Origin of the sequence: Yersinia sp. 2542 StPb PI (genome assembly GCF_048593855.1) — a bacterium.
GTDB lineage: Bacteria > Pseudomonadota > Gammaproteobacteria > Enterobacterales > Enterobacteriaceae > Yersinia > Yersinia enterocolitica_E.
The window spans coordinates 1-16,085 of sequence record NZ_JAZGQA010000102.1; the positions used below are offsets into that span (position 1 = coordinate 1).

Consider the following 16,085-nt stretch of genomic DNA (forward strand, 5'->3'; position numbering starts at 1 on the left):
CTAATAATAAATAATTAAAATCGGCGTCTGCCAACAATAACTTTTCAAGCACTGCCCCGCCCAGAAACCCTGTTGCGCCGGTTAGCAGAAGTTTTTTCACCATGATTCCTACCGTGTCATTTAGTAGGCGAATTGTATGAATAGCTGAGTAAACGGTAGGTAAATACTAATTAGATCGGCATGTTTCTGGCAAAACATAAGTATGTCGAAATAAATCCTGACGTCTCGGCGCACTTGAAATGATATTCTAACACTAACGTTATTGGTCACTGCGGCTTACCACCAAAACGGTGGCCCATCACTAAAGAATGACCATAGTAAAAAGGGTTAAACCGAATAATGTCAGATAAAAATAAGCAACCTACTTTCTACATTCACGATTACGAGACCTTTGGTCAGCGTCCGGCATTGGACCGGCCGGCCCAGTTTGCCGGGGTGCGCACCGATTTAGATTTCAATATTATCGAAGAGCCATTGGTCATTTACTGTGCTCCCGCCGATGACTATCTGCCACAGCCAGAGGCTGTGATGATAACCGGTATCACGCCACAGCATGCCTTAGCCAATGGCGTGAATGAGGCAGAATTTGCCCGCCAAATCCATCAGGCTTTCAATGTGCCGGGCACCTGTATCCTCGGTTACAACAATATTCGTTTTGATGATGAAGTCAGTCGCAATATTTTCTACCGCAATTTTTACGATCCCTATGCCTATAGCTGGCAAGGAGGGAATTCCCGCTGGGATCTGTTAGATGTGATGCGAGCTTGTTACGCCCTGCGCCCGGAAGGTATCGTCTGGCCGGAAAATGAAGATGGCCTGCCGAGTTTCAAGCTTGAGCATCTGACCAAAACCAATGGTGTTGAGCATTTGCATGCCCATGATGCGATGTCAGATGTGTATGCCACCATCGCGATGGCGAAATTGGTCAAACAGGCGCAACCCCGCCTATTCGACTATTTATATCAACACCGCAGTAAGCATAAAATAAATGCACTGATTGATATCGCGGAGATGACGCCGTTGGTTCATGTCTCTGGCATGTTTGGCGCGGTGCGGGGCAATACCAGTTGGGTTGCGCCGCTGGCATGGCATCCTGAGAATAAAAATGCGGTGATTATGTGTGACCTGGCCGGTGATATGTCGCCATTGCTGGCGTTGGATAGCGATACGCTGCGCGAGCGTCTGTATACCCGCCGCGACAAACTCAATGCACAGGATGCAGCGGTGCCACTGAAACTGGTGCATATCAATAAATGCCCGGTACTGGCTCCGGCTAAAACTTTATTACCGGAAAATGCTGATCGTTTGGGCATTGATCGCCAACGTTGCCTGCAAAATTTACAATTATTGCGGCAAAATCCGCAAGTACGTGAAAAAGTGGTGGCACTGTTCGCCGAAGCCGAACCTTTTGCGGTATCCGATGATGTCGATGCACAACTGTATAATGGCTTCTTCAGCGATGCCGACCGCGCCACCATGAAGATCATTTTACAAACTGAACCGCAAAACCTGCCCGCACTGGATTTGACCTTTCAAGATCCACGGCTGGAAGCGCTATTTTTCCGCTTTCGCGCCCGTAATTACCCCAATACGCTGACTGACAGTGAGCAACAGCGTTGGCTGGAACATCGCCGCGAAGCCCTCAATCCTGAAAGAGTGCAGGACTACGTGCTGCAACTGGAACAATTCTATAACCAGTATGAAGACGATAAAGAGAAGCTGGCACTGCTGAAAGCACTGTTTGAGTATGCCAGAGGCTTGGTGAGCTAGGGTTGTGGCAGTAAATTATCCCATAAAAAACGGAGCCATCAGGCTCCGTTTTAGTCAGCAATTGCGCAATATCAGATGCGACTACTGTGCCAGTTCGCCATTAAATTGAGGCAGAGCCTGACGGAAAGCACGGGTTTTCCAGACCATATAAGCCAGACCAATCGCGCCCCACACCAGCCCCAGTGTCATTGAACTGCTTTCCAGATTCATCCACAGCACCCCCACCGTTCCGGCACCAATCATTGGCAGAATCAGGTAGCTGAAATGATCCTTAAACGTTTTGTTACGGCGTTCACGGATATAGAACTGTGAAATCACTGACAGGTTCACGAAGGTAAAGGCCACCAGCGCACCGAAGTTAATCAATGCGGTCGCCGTCACCAGATCAAAGGAAATAGCTGACAATGCCACGCCACCGACCAACAGTACGTTGATTGCCGGAGTCCGCCATTTCGGGTGCACGTAACCAAATATTTTTTCTGGGAATACCCCATCGCGGCCCATCACATACAGCAGACGCGAAACGCCAGCATGTGCCGCCATCCCTGATGCCAATACCGTGACACAGGAGAAGCACAAGATAACTGACTGGAAGAATTTGCCAGCAACAAACAGCATAATTTCCGGCTGTGACGCATCAGGATCAGTGAAGCGCGAAATATCCGGGAAATAGAGCTGTAAGAAATAAGACACCACAATAAAGATCACGCCGCCAATCAATGCCGTCAAGAAAATCGCTTTCGGGATCACTTTACCGGCATTAGGGGTTTCTTCAGACAATGAACTGATGCCGTCGAAACCCAGGAATGAGAAGCACAGTATCGTGGCCCCGGTTATCATCGGCACCAAATGGGCATTTTCAGAATAGAACGGGCGTGGGCTTACCAATGTGCCCGCACCTTCACCCTGATAAACACCATGAATCAATAGCCCCATAAAGACCACCATGATAGCCACCTGAACCACAACAATAACCGAGTTCAAGTTTGCCACCACGTTGATGCCACGCAGGTTAAACAGCGTCATCAGGCTGACCAGCGCGCCAACAAAAATCCACGATGGCACACCAGGGAAAATCGCTTCGAGGTAAATTTTTGCCAACAGAATATTAATCATCGGCATGAACAGATAGTCCAGCAGTGATGACCAACCCACCATAAAGCCAACATTCGGACTAATGGATTTCTGGGCGTAAGTATACGCCGACCCCGCAGACGGGAAGCGTTTAACCAGTTTGCCATAGCTGATTGCCGTGAACAGCACCGCAATCAACGCAATGGCGTAAGAGGTCGCGACATGACCATCGGTCAAACCGGAAACAATGCCAAAAGTATCGAAAATGGTCATCGGCTGTAAATAAGCCAGACCCATCATCACCACTTGGACCAGTGTTAGTGTTTTTCTGAGTTGGACGCGGTTGTTGGTACCCGTTTGGTTAGTACCGACTGCAACAGTAGCGTTATGCGTCATGATTCAGCCTCCCCATACCTTTAACCCGATTCGCAAGTGTAGCGCACAGGTTAGAGGTGACGGGGAAACTTCGTATCTGCCTGGGATACGTAAGTGGGGAAATAAGAGCGGAGTAACGGGTATTTGCCATACCTGCTGCGCCATAATCGCTGCATGTGCAGCGCATACCGGTGGGCACCGGTGCCAGTGTGAATAATTGCCCCATCTTTCTTTCCTCATAACGGCGATTTCAGTATGTGAATAATCGCTCGCGGACCTGTTTATCTATCCGGATCGTTGTCCGGCCTCTTGATTTGTGAAAACATGAATGCAAAAAAATAACCGACGCGTTTAAACGTCGGTTATTGCATGGCGCGTATTCTGCCCTAAGTTGAGAGCAAAAAACAAGATGTTAAAGCACTTGAAACAATATTCTTATGACAGTTTGATCTATACCCTAAATAATTCGAGTTGTAGGAAGGCGGCAAGCGAGAAAATCCCGATGAGCTTACATGAGTAAGTGATTCGGGTTATTGAGCGTAGCCAACGCACATGCAGCTTGAAGTATAACGGGTATAAACGGTTATTCCCGCGTGCTATCAGTGCTGAGCGGCCATTTCTACCCGCTCAATTGCCGCCCACAGTTTGTCTGAATTCAATGCAATAGGCAGATAATGAATTGATTCACTCGGCTTCAGAATTCGACCAATCACCCGCTCAATAGCATCGCGATCATTAATATCAACATCCAGCGCCGCTAAATGGGTTGGCAAGCCCAACTTTTTAAACGCCACAATCAATGACTGTAATGCCTCATCCTGCTCCAGCAGGGCTGTCTGGACCAAAATCCCATAGGCCACTTTGGTGCCATGCAGAAAATGCTCAGTTTGGGGTAACAGAGTCAGGCCATTGTGCACTGCATGTGCCGCCGCCACCCGGGTATAACGCTCCCCCAACCCACCAACCATGCCGCCCCCGGCAATAATCGCATCCACCACATCCAGAAAGTCCTGTGTCAGTTCAGCTTGCTTAACCGCCCGTAACGCGGCTTCACTTTGCTTTAGCAGCACATTACGAATATCCAACGCAGCCTGTAATCCGAGGCGAACGGTGAGAGATAACGTTTCCGGCTGTGGGCTAAGTACCACGGCTTCGTACCATTTTGCCAAGGTATCGCCAATACCTGCCAGCAGATATTCCACCGGTGCTTGCAAAATGATGTGCGGTTCAACTAAGACTAAGTGATTAGCATCTTTGAAAATTTCAAAATTCAGTGCCTGCCCGGCGTCGCTATACCAGACGGAGAGTGGCGTCCAGGCGGCGCAGGTTGCAGCGATAGTCGGGATAGCGACCAGTGGCAACCCCAACTTACGTGCCACCACTTTCGCGGTATCCAATACTGCCCCACCGCCGATACCGATCACCACCAGGCGGTCATTGCCCGCCGTTTTCACCAAATCCGCAACAGTAGACTCACTGCAATGGGTTGAAAACGCAGCACGCACCGCTTGCGGCCCGTGGAACGCGGCGGGCAAGTAATCACTGGCTGCCGCCAAAGCACGCTCACCAAAGATCCACAGTGCCTTATCCAGGGCCGCCGGAGGGTAGAACTCACTCAGTTTGTCGATAGCACCCGGAAAAGAAAAATAGTTGGCCGGACCTACCTGTACCCGGATTGCATTCGTGCTCATCGCGCGTTCCTTTTAAATTACGTTCTTATCGCTGTTTTTCTCATCTTAAGGGGTAAGCCAGCAATGTTTAATAATTTTTTGATATACCTTAACTACTTTAGTTTGTTGCGAATAATAGAAACTGTGTTAAAAAAGAAAGCTATCAGCAGCATTATTGACTGCCTGTTCCTCCGGTTGATTGACCTGAGAAAAATCGTAAGCCTATTTCTGAATAGCAAAAAGGGGTAGGTCGCCAAAATACTTTATAGGGCAGTCACAGAAATTTATGTCCAGCATCAGCTCCTCCCGCCTTGAGATGCGCAATATCTCTATTTCGTTTTCTGGATTCCATGCACTGCAACAAGTTGATTTTACACTGGAAGGTGGTTCCACCCATGCACTGGTCGGTGCTAATGGTGCAGGAAAATCAACCTTGATGGCTATTCTTTCCGGCGCTCACAGTCACTATCGTGGTGAGATCTATATTGATGGCCAACAGATAGATATTCATTCCCCCCGACAAGCCAAACAACAGGGTATCCATGTGGTTCAGCAAGAGGTTGATGTCGCGCTGATCCCCACCCTGTCTGTGGCGGAAAATATTATGCTGGATACACTGGCGGAGCAGGGACATCTGTTTAACTGGCCGCAGCTTTACCGTCAGGCAGAAGCGCTACTCGGGCAACTTGATGTTAAATTAAATGTGCGTCAACGTCTGGAATCCTGCACGCTGGCAGAGAAACAACAGGTGTTATTAGCCCGCGCCCTTTCCCACCAATGCCGTTTCCTGATTTTAGATGAACCCACCGCACCACTGGATCAAGAAGAGAGCGCGCGCTTGTTCCGCGTAGTCCGCCGTTTGCAATCGGAAGGCATGGCAATCGTTTTCATTTCACATCGCATCCATGAATTACGCGAAATTTGCGATCAATTAACGGTGTTACGTGATGGGCGGCGTGTCAGCCATGATGCCATGGGTGAGCTAAGCGGCGAGCAGATTGTGGAAAAAATGCTTGGCCATACGCTGGATGATATTTTTCCCCCTCGGCGAGCGGCGGTCAGCCGTAAAACACTGCTGGCTGTACGCGGTTTACATGATCAACACAAATTGCGCGATATTTCCCTGACACTGCATGAAGGGGAGATTCTGGGTATTGCCGGGTTAGCCGGTGCGGGGAAAACCGAACTGTGCAAAGCGTTGTTTGGCGCAACACCCAGCCGTGTCGACAGTGGCGAATTACAAGGTAAAACCTGGAAGCCACGCTCGCCCGCCCAATCTGTCGCACAAGGATTGGCATTGGTACCGGAAGAGCGGCGCAAAGAAGGTATTTTTATCCACGAAGGGATTGCGATGAATCTCAGTGTGGCCGCCGATGACAGTTTTTCCCGCTGGAGTATTTTTAGCCGCCGTCAGGAGCTAAATTGGGCCAAAGAGTTAATTCAGCGTCTTGGGATACGTGCCTCTTCGCCGCAACAGAAACTCGCGCGCCTATCGGGAGGCAATCAGCAGAAAGTGGCAATCGGCAAGTGGTTGCGCGGTGATGCGCAGGTACTGATTTTTGATGAACCGACTAAAGGTGTCGACATCAAAGCCAAGCAAGACCTGTTCACTCTGATTGACGCTTTAGCACAGAGTGGGAAAGGCATTATTTATGCATCCGGTGAATTCTCAGAATTGGTCGGTTTATGCTCTCGCATCTGTGTGTTGTGGGATGGGCGTATTGTCGCCGAACTGAACGCCGCCGATGTTGATGAAGAGACATTATTACTATTCTCTACTGGAGGAACTCCTCAGTGAACAAAGAAATCCCCCTAGCCGACGCACAACCATGGCGTCATCAGCTCTTTGATTTTCTCTACAAATGGGGGATGTTACTCACCGTTGTGGCGCTAATCGCGTTATTTGGCTTGGCATCGGATAACTTCCTCGATCCAAACAATATTATCAATATTTTGCGCTCCATCGCCATCGTGACGGTGATTGCCATTGGAGTGTCGATTTCGCTGTCGATTGGTGGTTTTGATCTGTCGGTGGGTTCCACCGCTTCGTTGGCCAATGCCATCGTGGTATCGCTATTTGTCTGGTACGGTTTTGGTACCACTGGCGCCATTATTCTAACGCTACTGATTTGTACCTTGGTCGGCCTGTTTAACGCCTTTCTGATCGTGGTACTGAAGATCCCTGACATGCTGGCCACCCTTGCCAGTCTATTTGTGATTCAGGGCGTGGCGATGACCTACAGTTATGGCGGGTCTATCACGCAAAATATGTTGCTACCCAGCGGCGATATGGCGGAAGGCGTCATTCCTGAGATGTTTTCAGCGCTGGGCCAAGTGCCGGTAATTGTGCTGATTATGCTGGCGGTGACAATTGTAGTGCAGTTGTATCTGTCGCTAACCAAGCATGGCCGGCGCATGTATGCAATTGGGGGTAATCCAGAAGCGGCTCGATTGGCGGGTATCCGTACTGTGCGTTATCGGGTGCTGGCCTATGTGCTCTCTTCCCTGTTAGCGGCACTGGGTGGCATTCTGCTGGCATCACGTATTGGCTCGTCGCAGGTGAACGCCGGGGGGGGCTACCTAATGGATGCCGTGGCAGCAGCGTATATCGGTTTCTCTTTGGCCGGTTCTGGCAAGCCTAATGCTTTCGGCACCTTAATTGGCGCGGTGATCCTGGGTGTATTACAAAACGGCCTGGTGATGCTGTCAGTACCTTATTATGCCATGGATATCATCAAAGGACTGGTATTAGCGATGGCGCTGGCGCTGACCTATATCCATCAAAAGCGGTGATAGGGCATTGATTCTTATGTTGTAATGCTTTCAATATCCATTCAAGGCATAGCGAGCGAAAGTAGTTTGGGTGCGGCCAGCGCGCAAAAACCGGAGCGTACACGTAGTACGTGAGGATTTCGAGCACTGCCCAAGCCCAAAATACAAACGCTCAGTAGCCGATAAGATAATTAATTCAAAGGCATTCGATTTGGGTCTGGATATTGATACTCAAACCCCAGCTCGCTACAAATTTTGCTGCCATCAATCTCACGTGGTGCTTCCTCAATATCCTCGGGAGCAAACTCCGGTGGCGTCAATTGTAATGCTCGCGCGCACTCAGGATAGAAATCACGCTTGGCGGGATGGTGTGGCGCACACAAATTATAAATATGGCCGCCCCTTGGCAGCTTAAGCAACAACTCGATGGCTGAAATAACATCTTCCTGATGCACCAGGTTAACCCCCAGTGAGCCGCCTTGCACACCGCATTTCCCTGCCAGAAAACGGCCAGGATGGCGATCGGTGCCCACTAGCCCGGCAAGGCGCAAGATATCCACCGAAGTATTGGGTAACTTATGCAACCAAAGCTCTAGCTCCATCAGTGTTTTACCGGCAGTGGTCACTGGTTGAAGCGGTGAACTCTCTTTGATTCGGCCACGGGTTTCGCCATACACCGAGGTAGAACTGGTAAAAATAATGCGCGGCATACCGAAAGCCAATGCGCTGTCGACCACCATCTGTACCGCCTGAAGATATTGTTCCCCACGTTCGGCGGTGCGGCTGGCAGGTAAGGTAATGACCAAAGCATCAGCGGTCATCAGTTGCTCCAGATCGTCTGGAGAGCAAATCAGTTCCGGTGTCAGTTGCAATTGAAAACAATCAACTCCGCTCATTCTGGCGGCATCGACACCATCTGGCGTAGTCTTACTGCCAACCACTTGTATTCCACGACGGATTAATGATTGCGCCAATGGCATCCCCAGCCAGCCCAACCCAATAATGGCTACTTTCTTCATTTCAATTGCTCTCCACGGATTCATACCGATAACCTATACCCTAAATAATTCGAGTTGCAGGAAGGCGGCTAATGCACATGCAGCTTGAAGTATGACGGGTGTATACCGATAACACACGTAATACGCATAAGTTACGCCAACTACTGTTACCTAACAATTACTCTCTATTATGGGCCTCTTTCTATAAATCGGTATAATGACGCTGGGTAAATATTTCATGCTTATACTGACATAAAACAAAGTGATAATGACTAAGTAGAAAACCATTACTGGTTAATAAGCCGCACCCTTCCAGGGTGAAATAAATGCATCAGGCGAAAAAAAGGTTGCGCGCTACCGAGCAGATGGTTTAGGTTGATTGACAGAAGTTATGCCACGTCATGGCTATATGGATACATCAAGGCTATTTTGATTTGCTCAAAACCGCCCAAACAGAGAAATTATTATGAACTGCGTTCAATTTAATCACCATCATCACCATCATCCTGACTAGTCTTGCAGGCCGATGTGTGCTGGAAGACGGTTAACGAATCTTCCAGGTGGCGGTAGAACGCAATAGAGAAAGCCCTCGGAAGATTATCTTCCGAGGGCTTTTTTGTTGCTCATCATTTTATATGATTAATTAATAGATTGAGGATTTACCATGCTGGATAAAACACGTTTACGCATTGCAATGCAGAAATCAGGCCGCCTGAGTGATGATTGCCATGAATTGTTATCGCGCTGCGGGATTAAAATCAATTTGCAACAACAGCGCCTGATCGCTTTTGCAGAAAATATGCCAATCGATATCCTGCGAGTACGTGATGACGATATCCCAGGACTGGTGATGGATGGGGTGGTTGATCTGGGGATTATTGGCGAAAACGTGCTGGAAGAAGAGTTACTGAGCCGCCGTGCTCAAGGCGAAGATCCCCGTTACTTCACCTTACGCCGCCTGGATTTCGGTGGCTGTCGCCTGTCACTGGCAGCCTCACTGGATACCGAGTATACCGGCCCGCAATGCCTGCAAAATAAGCGCATCGCCACCTCTTACCCACACATTTTAAAGCAATACCTTGATAAACAAAGGGTTACCTTTAAATCTTGTTTACTGAACGGTTCTGTTGAAGTGGCTCCCCGTGCCGGTTTGGCGGATGTTATCTGTGATTTGGTGTCAACCGGTGCCACCCTGGAAGCCAACGGCCTGCGCGAAGTTGAAGTCATTTACCGCTCCAAAGCGTGCCTGATTCAGCGTGATGGCGAAATGCCAGCCGATAAGCAACAACTGATTGATCGCCTGATGACCCGAATTCAGGGCGTTATTCAAGCACGTGAATCCAAATACATCATGATGCATGCACCCAGTGAACGTTTGGACGAAATCATTACTCTGCTGCCAGGTGCCGAGCGCCCTACTATTCTGCCATTGGCCGGTGATAAGAGCCGTGTCGCCATGCACATGGTCAGTAGCGAGACGCTGTTCTGGGAAACCATGGAAAAGCTGAAAGCGTTAGGTGCCAGCTCCATTCTGGTATTACCGATTGAAAAAATGATGGAGTAACTGATGCAGCCGACGAATTTCAATACCCTAATCGACTGGCAGCAATGCAGCGAAGAGCAGAAAAAATCGCTGTTGAGCCGCCCGGCAATTAATGCCTCTGACAGAATCACCGCAACCGTCAGCGAAATCCTTGATCGGGTGAAAGCCGAGGGTGACAGTGCCTTGCGTGATTTCAGCCAACGCTTTGATACGGTGCAGGTTACCAATATCCGCATCAGTAGCGATGAGATAACTGCCGCCGTCGGGCGCTTGAATGACGACATTAAACAAGCCATGGCGAAAGCAGTATGTAATATTGAAATCTTCCACAACGCGCAGAAAATGCCCGTGGTGGATGTTGAAACGCAACCGGGCGTACGCTGCCAGCAAATCACCCGTCCGATTGCCTCCGTCGGCTTGTATATTCCCGGTGGTTCCGCCCCGCTGCTGTCTACCGTACTCATGCTCGGTACCCCAGCACGCATTGCCGGTTGCCAGCGGGTCATTTTATGTTCCCCGCCGCCGATTGCCGATGAAATACTGTATGCCGCGCAACTGTGTGGGATTAATGAAGTGTTCCAGATTGGTGGAGCACAAGCGATTGCTGCCATGGCATTCGGTAGCGAATCAATACCGAAAGTGAACAAGATTTTTGGCCCCGGCAACGCGTATGTCACTGAAGCGAAGCGTCAGGTAAGCCAACGTTTGGATGGTGCTGCAATTGACATGCCAGCTGGCCCGTCAGAAGTGTTGGTTATTGCCGACAGTGGTGCTACACCGGCGTTTATTGCCTCTGATTTGCTGTCTCAAGCGGAGCACGGGCCGGATTCACAAGTGGTATTACTGACCCCGGATGCCGCCATTGCCCAAGCAGTCGCTGTTGAGGTAGAGCAGCAACTTAAATTGTTATCGCGCGCTGATATCGCTCGTCAGGCACTGGAAAGCAGCCGTTTGATCGTCACCAAAGATTTGCAACAATGTATTGATATCAGTAACCAATACGGCCCAGAACACTTAATTTTGCAAATCCGTCAGCCGGAAGACATTATCGATCAGATTAATAATGCCGGTTCAGTCTTTATGGGTGACTGGTCGCCGGAATCTGCGGGTGATTATGCCTCCGGTACCAACCACGTGTTACCGACTTATGGTTATACCTCAACTTATTCCAGTTTGGGTCTGGCCGATTTTGTTAAGCGAATGACAGTACAGCAATTAACACCGCAGGGCTTGCTGGGTCTGGCTTCGACTATCGAAATTTTAGCGCAAGCCGAACAACTCACCGCCCACAAAAACGCCGTTACCCTACGTGTTGCGGCCCTGACAGCCGGCCAAAAGGAGCAAGCATGAGCCAATCTACCAACGTCACCGATTTGGCCCGTGCCAATGTCCGTGCCCTGACCCCTTATATGTCTGCCCGCCGTTTGGGCGGTAATGGCGATGTTTGGCTTAATGCCAACGAATACCCGCTAGCGACCGAATACCAACTTACGGCACAAAACTTCAATCGCTATCCAGAATGTCAGCCGAAACAGGTGATTGAGCGTTATGCCGCCTATGCCGGTTTAGCAACTGATCAAGTGTTAGTCAGCCGTGGTGCCGATGAAGGTATTGAGCTGCTAATTCGTGCATTCTGTGAACCGGGTGAAGATGCGATACTCTTCTGCCCGCCAACCTATGGTATGTATGCCGTCAGCGCCGAAACCTTTGGTGTTGAATTGCGTACCGTGCAAACCACCGCGGACTGGCAGTTAGATCTACCGGCAATTAAAGAAAACCTGGATCGAGTGAAATTGATCTATGTTTGCAGCCCAAATAACCCAACTGGCAATTTAATCAACCCAGCCTCTCTGCGTGAAGTGCTGGAACTGGCGCAAGGTCGCGCTATCGTGGCTATCGATGAAGCCTATATCGAGTTCTGCCCACAGGCCTCGGTAAGCGGTTGGCTAAAAGATTATCCGAATTTAGTCATTTTGCGCACCTTATCGAAAGCTTTTGCATTGGCCGGTTTACGTTGTGGCTTTACCTTGGCCAACAGCGATATCATCCAATTGTTGCTGAAAGTGATCGCGCCCTATCCGTTGTCTACACCGGTGGCCGATATTGCTGCACAAGCGCTCAGCCCACAAGGTCTTGAGCAAATGCGCCAGCGGGTAAACGAAGTACGAACTAACCGCGCATGGTTACAAAGCGCGCTGCAAGACTGTGCCTGTGTTGAGCAGGTATTTACCAGTGAAAGTAACTATTTACTGGCCCGTTTTACCGCCGCCAGCAATGTATTCAAAATCCTGTGGGACCAAGGCATCATCCTGCGTGACCAAAATAAGCAACCTGGGTTATCCAACTGCCTGCGCATTACGGTAGGCACCCGTCAGGAGTGTGAGCGAGTGATTGCCGCCCTTGCTCCCCTGCCCGGTATCAATAGCCCCAATAGCACTAATACCTCCAGCCTGCGTAAGGAAACGATATGAGCCAGAAATTTCTTTTTATTGACAGAGACGGCACCCTGATTGCTGAGCCACCAGAAGACTTTCAGGTTGACCGGCTGGACAAACTGGCGCTGGAGCCAGAAGTGATCCCGGCCTTGCTGGCACTGCAAAAAGCGGATTATCGTTTGGTGATGATAACCAATCAAGATGGCTTGGGTACCCACAGTTTCCCACAGGAAACGTTTGATCCTCCCCATAACCTGATGATGCAAATATTTAGCTCTCAGGGCGTCAATTTCGAGCAAGTGCTAATTTGCCCGCACCTACCTGCGGATAATTGTACTTGCCGTAAGCCGAAAACCGAGTTGGTAGAAAGTTATCTGGCTGAAGGCGTAATGAATAGTGCTAATAGCTATGTTATCGGCGACCGAGAAACTGACCTGCAATTGGCTCACAATATGGGCATCAGCGGCTTGCGTTATCAGCGTGATGGTTTGAACTGGTCGCAGATTGCCAAGCAGCTAACCCAACGAGACCGTCATGCCTATGTTAACCGTGTCACCAAAGAGACGGCAATTGATGTAAATGTGTGGCTCGATCGTGAAGGGGGCAGCAAGATCAAAACCGGCGTGGGCTTCTTCGACCATATGCTGGATCAAATCGCCACTCACGGCGGTTTCCGTATGGATATTCAGGTCAGCGGTGACCTCTACATTGATGACCACCACACCGTAGAAGATACGGCACTGGCACTGGGCGAAGCGATTAACAACGCGCTCGGTGACAAACGCGGTATTGGCCGTTTTGGTTTTGTCTTGCCAATGGACGAGTGTCTGGCGCGCTGCGCGCTAGATATTTCCGGCCGCCCGCATCTGGAATACAAAGCGGAATTTAACTACCAGCGCGTGGGTGACCTGAGCACTGAGATGGTTGAGCACTTCTTCCGCTCCCTCTCTTATGCCATGGCCTGTACCCTGCACTTGAAAACCAAAGGCCGTAACGATCACCACCGGGTCGAGAGCCTGTTTAAAGTGTTTGGTCGTACTTTACGTCAGGCGATCCGCGTTGAGGGCAATACCCTGCCAAGTTCCAAAGGAGTGCTGTAATGAATGTGGTGATTCTGGATACAGGGTGCGCCAACCTCTCCTCTGTCACCTATGCGGTGCAACGTTTGGGTTATGCACCCGTTATCAGCCGTGACCCTGAGATTGTACTGCGTGCAGATAAGCTTTTCCTGCCAGGTGTCGGTACTGCCCATGCAGCAATGGAGCAGTTAAAAGAACGCGAACTTATCGAACTGATTAAGAGCTGTACTCAGCCGGTATTGGGTATCTGCCTGGGAATGCAGTTGCTGGCGACCAGCAGCGAGGAGAGTGGTGGCATTGAAACTCTCGGTATTATTGATACGCCGGTAAAACAGATGATGGATTTTGGTTTACCGCTGCCGCACATGGGCTGGAATCAAATTACCCCACAAGCGGGTAATCATTTGTTTCGTGGGATCCCGGATGGGACCTATTTCTACTTTGTGCACGGATATGCAATGCCAATATGCCCAGATACCATCGCCCAGGCCAATTACGGCGAACCGTTTACCGCCGCAGTAGAAAAAGACAACTTCTTTGGCGTGCAGTTTCATCCGGAACGCTCCGGTGCGGCTGGAGCCCAATTGCTGAAAAACTTTCTGGAGATGTGAGCACCATGATTATTCCTGCGTTGGATTTGATCGAAGGCAAGGTGGTGCGTTTGCATCAGGGCGATTACGGCCAGCAGCGTGATTACGGTAATCACCCACTGCCTCGCTTACAGGATTATCAGCAGCAAGGCGCTCAGGTGTTACATCTGGTCGATCTTACCGGGGCCAAAGATCCGGCAGCCCGTCAGATCCCCTTGCTGCGCGAGTTACTGGCTGGTGTGGATGTCCCGGTGCAGGTGGGCGGCGGTATCCGTAACGAACAAGATGTGGTCGCACTGCTGGAAGCCGGTGCAACACGGGTTGTTGTGGGTTCGACAGCCGTTAAGCAGCCAGAAATGGTGCAACAGTGGTTTGAGCGCTATGGCGCTGAAGCCATTGTATTAGCGCTGGATGTCCGAATTAATGAGGCAGGTCGCAAACAGGTGGCTATCAGCGGTTGGCAGGAAAACTCAGATGCTACGCTGGAACAAATCGTCGAGCAATACCTGCCGTTTGGCCTAAAACATGTGTTGTGTACTGACATTTCCCGCGATGGCACCCTGAGTGGTTCCAATGTAGAACTGTATCAGGAAGTGTGCCAGCGCTACCCACAAGTGGCATTCCAGGCTTCCGGTGGTATCGGTTGTCTGGATGATATTGCCCGCCTGCGTGGCAGTGGTGTGCAAGGTGTGATTGTGGGCCGCGCGCTATTGGACGGCAAGTTTAACGTGAAGGAGGCGATCGCATGCTGGCAAAACGTATAATCCCTTGTCTGGATGTGAAAGACGGCCAAGTGGTCAAAGGCGTCCAGTTCCGTAATCACGAAATCATCGGCGACATCGTGCCACTGGCGCAGCGTTATGCACAAGAAGGTGCCGACGAGCTGGTGTTTTACGATATTACTGCGTCATCTGACGGCCGTGTGGTCGATAAAAGCTGGGTATCGCGGGTCGCAGAAGTGATTGATATTCCTTTCTGCGTGGCGGGTGGGATTAAAAGCGTTGAAGATGCCGGTCAAATCCTGACCTTCGGTGCCGATAAAATCTCTATCAACTCACCGGCGCTGGCAGATCCGACCTTAATTACCCGTTTGGCCGACCGCTATGGCGTACAATGCATTGTCGTCGGTATTGATACTTGGTATGACGCGGAAAGTGACAGTTATCAGGTTTATCAATTCACTGGCGATGAAAAACGGACCAAAGCCACCACCTGGCAGACCGAGGATTGGATCAAAGAGGTCCAGTTACGTGGAGCCGGTGAGATTGTGCTGAATATGATGAACCAAGATGGCGTGCGCAACGGCTACGATTTACGTCAGTTGAAACAGATGCGAGCCATCTGCCATGTTCCGTTGATAGCCTCTGGCGGTGCAGGTACCCCAGAACACTTCCTTGAGGCTTTCCGTGACACAGATGTCTATGGTGCGCTGGCAGCCTCGGTGTTCCATAAACAAATCATTAATATCGGCGAATTGAAAAAGTATTTGTCTGAACAAGGCGTGGAGATAAGAGTGTGTTAAGCGAACAACAAATTGCCCAACTGGATTGGGATAAAGTCGACAATCTGATGCCAGCCATCGTTCAGCATGCCATTTCCGGTGAAGTTCTGATGATGGGGTATATGAATCAGGCAGCACTGACGGTGACACAGCAAACCGGCAAGGTAACCTTTTTCTCTCGCACCAAACAACGTTTGTGGACCAAGGGCGAAAGTTCCGGTAACGTGCTGAATGTAGTGAATATCTATCCTGACTGCGACAATGATACCCTGCTCATT

17 protein-coding genes and 1 other annotated feature are annotated in these 16,085 nt (G+C 50.0%); of the genes, 12 read left to right on the forward strand and 5 right to left on the reverse strand.

Features of this window, described 5'->3' with window-relative positions:
- The coding region (locus V1952_RS13280) for an SDR family oxidoreductase (RefSeq protein WP_420074902.1) at positions 1 to 100 on the reverse strand (100 nt) is incomplete at its 3' end.
- Positions 101 to 339: 239 nt separating this feature from the next.
- Between V1952_RS13280 and sbcB the strand changes: the two genes are divergently transcribed.
- A complete protein-coding gene (sbcB, locus tag V1952_RS13285; RefSeq protein ID WP_420074894.1) occupies positions 340 to 1,770 on the forward strand; it encodes an exodeoxyribonuclease I in 1,431 nt (476 codons plus the stop codon).
- An 81-nt stretch (positions 1,771 to 1,851) separates the two neighbouring features.
- Here sbcB and V1952_RS13290 read toward each other — a convergent pair whose 3' ends face one another.
- The 3 genes from V1952_RS13290 to V1952_RS13300 form a co-directional block, all read right to left on the reverse strand.
- Positions 1,852 to 3,240, reverse strand: a complete 1,389-nt coding sequence (locus tag V1952_RS13290; RefSeq protein WP_083159326.1) for an APC family permease — start codon at positions 3,238 to 3,240, stop codon at positions 1,852 to 1,854.
- Entirely contained in the window at positions 3,230 to 3,445 is a 216-nt protein-coding gene (locus V1952_RS13295; protein WP_032906857.1) for a hypothetical protein, read from the reverse strand. Before V1952_RS13295 ends, V1952_RS13290 begins: the two co-directional genes overlap by 11 nt.
- Before the next feature lie 373 nt (positions 3,446 to 3,818).
- Positions 3,819 to 4,910, reverse strand: coding sequence for an oxidoreductase (locus tag V1952_RS13300; RefSeq protein WP_420074895.1), 1,092 nt, complete (start codon positions 4,908 to 4,910; stop codon positions 3,819 to 3,821).
- A gap of 265 nt (positions 4,911 to 5,175) precedes the next feature.
- On the opposite strand from V1952_RS13300, the gene V1952_RS13305 reads away from it, so the two are divergent.
- Positions 5,176 to 6,687: a sugar ABC transporter ATP-binding protein gene (locus tag V1952_RS13305; protein WP_372558475.1), complete on the forward strand. Its 1,512-nt coding sequence runs from the start codon at positions 5,176 to 5,178 to the stop codon at positions 6,685 to 6,687.
- Entirely contained in the window at positions 6,684 to 7,682 is a 999-nt protein-coding gene (locus V1952_RS13310) for an ABC transporter permease (protein ID WP_050072904.1), read from the forward strand. The genes V1952_RS13305 and V1952_RS13310 overlap by 4 nt, the downstream gene beginning before the upstream one ends.
- 170 nt (positions 7,683 to 7,852) lie before the next feature.
- Here the strand turns inward: V1952_RS13310 and V1952_RS13315 are convergent, their stop codons facing one another.
- Positions 7,853 to 8,680, reverse strand: a complete 828-nt coding sequence (locus tag V1952_RS13315; protein ID WP_372559861.1) for an SDR family oxidoreductase — start codon at positions 8,678 to 8,680, stop codon at positions 7,853 to 7,855.
- Between the two features lie 445 nt (positions 8,681 to 9,125).
- Here V1952_RS13315 and hisL point away from each other — a divergent pair, with 445 nt between their 5' ends.
- The 9 genes from hisL to V1952_RS13360 form a co-directional block, all read left to right on the forward strand.
- Complete coding sequence (gene hisL, locus V1952_RS13320) at positions 9,126 to 9,173, forward strand: his operon leader peptide (RefSeq protein ID WP_105877057.1); 48 nt, start codon at positions 9,126 to 9,128, stop codon at positions 9,171 to 9,173.
- Positions 9,149 to 9,279, forward strand: a sequence feature (His leader region). Its footprint overlaps the gene before it by 25 nt.
- A gap of 44 nt (positions 9,280 to 9,323) precedes the next feature.
- Positions 9,324 to 10,223, forward strand: a complete 900-nt coding sequence (hisG, locus tag V1952_RS13325; RefSeq protein WP_420074896.1) for an ATP phosphoribosyltransferase — start codon at positions 9,324 to 9,326, stop codon at positions 10,221 to 10,223.
- Positions 10,224 to 10,226: 3 nt separating this feature from the next.
- Entirely contained in the window at positions 10,227 to 11,552 is a 1,326-nt protein-coding gene (gene hisD, locus V1952_RS13330) for a histidinol dehydrogenase (protein WP_420074897.1), read from the forward strand.
- A complete protein-coding gene (hisC, locus tag V1952_RS13335) occupies positions 11,549 to 12,673 on the forward strand; it encodes a histidinol-phosphate transaminase (RefSeq protein WP_420074898.1) in 1,125 nt (374 codons plus the stop codon). The genes hisD and hisC overlap by 4 nt, the downstream gene beginning before the upstream one ends.
- On the forward strand, positions 12,670 to 13,737 hold the full coding sequence (gene hisB / locus V1952_RS13340; RefSeq protein ID WP_049603572.1) for a bifunctional histidinol-phosphatase/imidazoleglycerol-phosphate dehydratase HisB: 1,068 nt from the start codon (positions 12,670 to 12,672) through the stop codon (positions 13,735 to 13,737). Before hisC ends, hisB begins: the two co-directional genes overlap by 4 nt.
- On the forward strand, positions 13,737 to 14,327 hold the full coding sequence (gene hisH / locus V1952_RS13345) for an imidazole glycerol phosphate synthase subunit HisH (protein ID WP_420074899.1): 591 nt from the start codon (positions 13,737 to 13,739) through the stop codon (positions 14,325 to 14,327). The genes hisB and hisH overlap by 1 nt, the downstream gene beginning before the upstream one ends.
- A 5-nt stretch (positions 14,328 to 14,332) precedes the next feature.
- Positions 14,333 to 15,070, forward strand: coding sequence for a 1-(5-phosphoribosyl)-5-[(5-phosphoribosylamino)methylideneamino]imidazole-4-carboxamide isomerase (gene hisA, locus V1952_RS13350; protein WP_005187731.1), 738 nt, complete (start codon positions 14,333 to 14,335; stop codon positions 15,068 to 15,070).
- Positions 15,052 to 15,828 (forward strand): imidazole glycerol phosphate synthase subunit HisF, encoded by a 777-nt coding sequence (gene hisF / locus V1952_RS13355; RefSeq protein WP_420074900.1) that lies wholly within the window; start codon positions 15,052 to 15,054, stop codon positions 15,826 to 15,828. Before hisA ends, hisF begins: the two co-directional genes overlap by 19 nt.
- Positions 15,822 to 16,085: phosphoribosyl-AMP cyclohydrolase (locus V1952_RS13360; protein ID WP_420074901.1), on the forward strand; the 264-nt coding region annotated here is incomplete at its 3' end. The genes hisF and V1952_RS13360, both read left to right, overlap by 7 nt.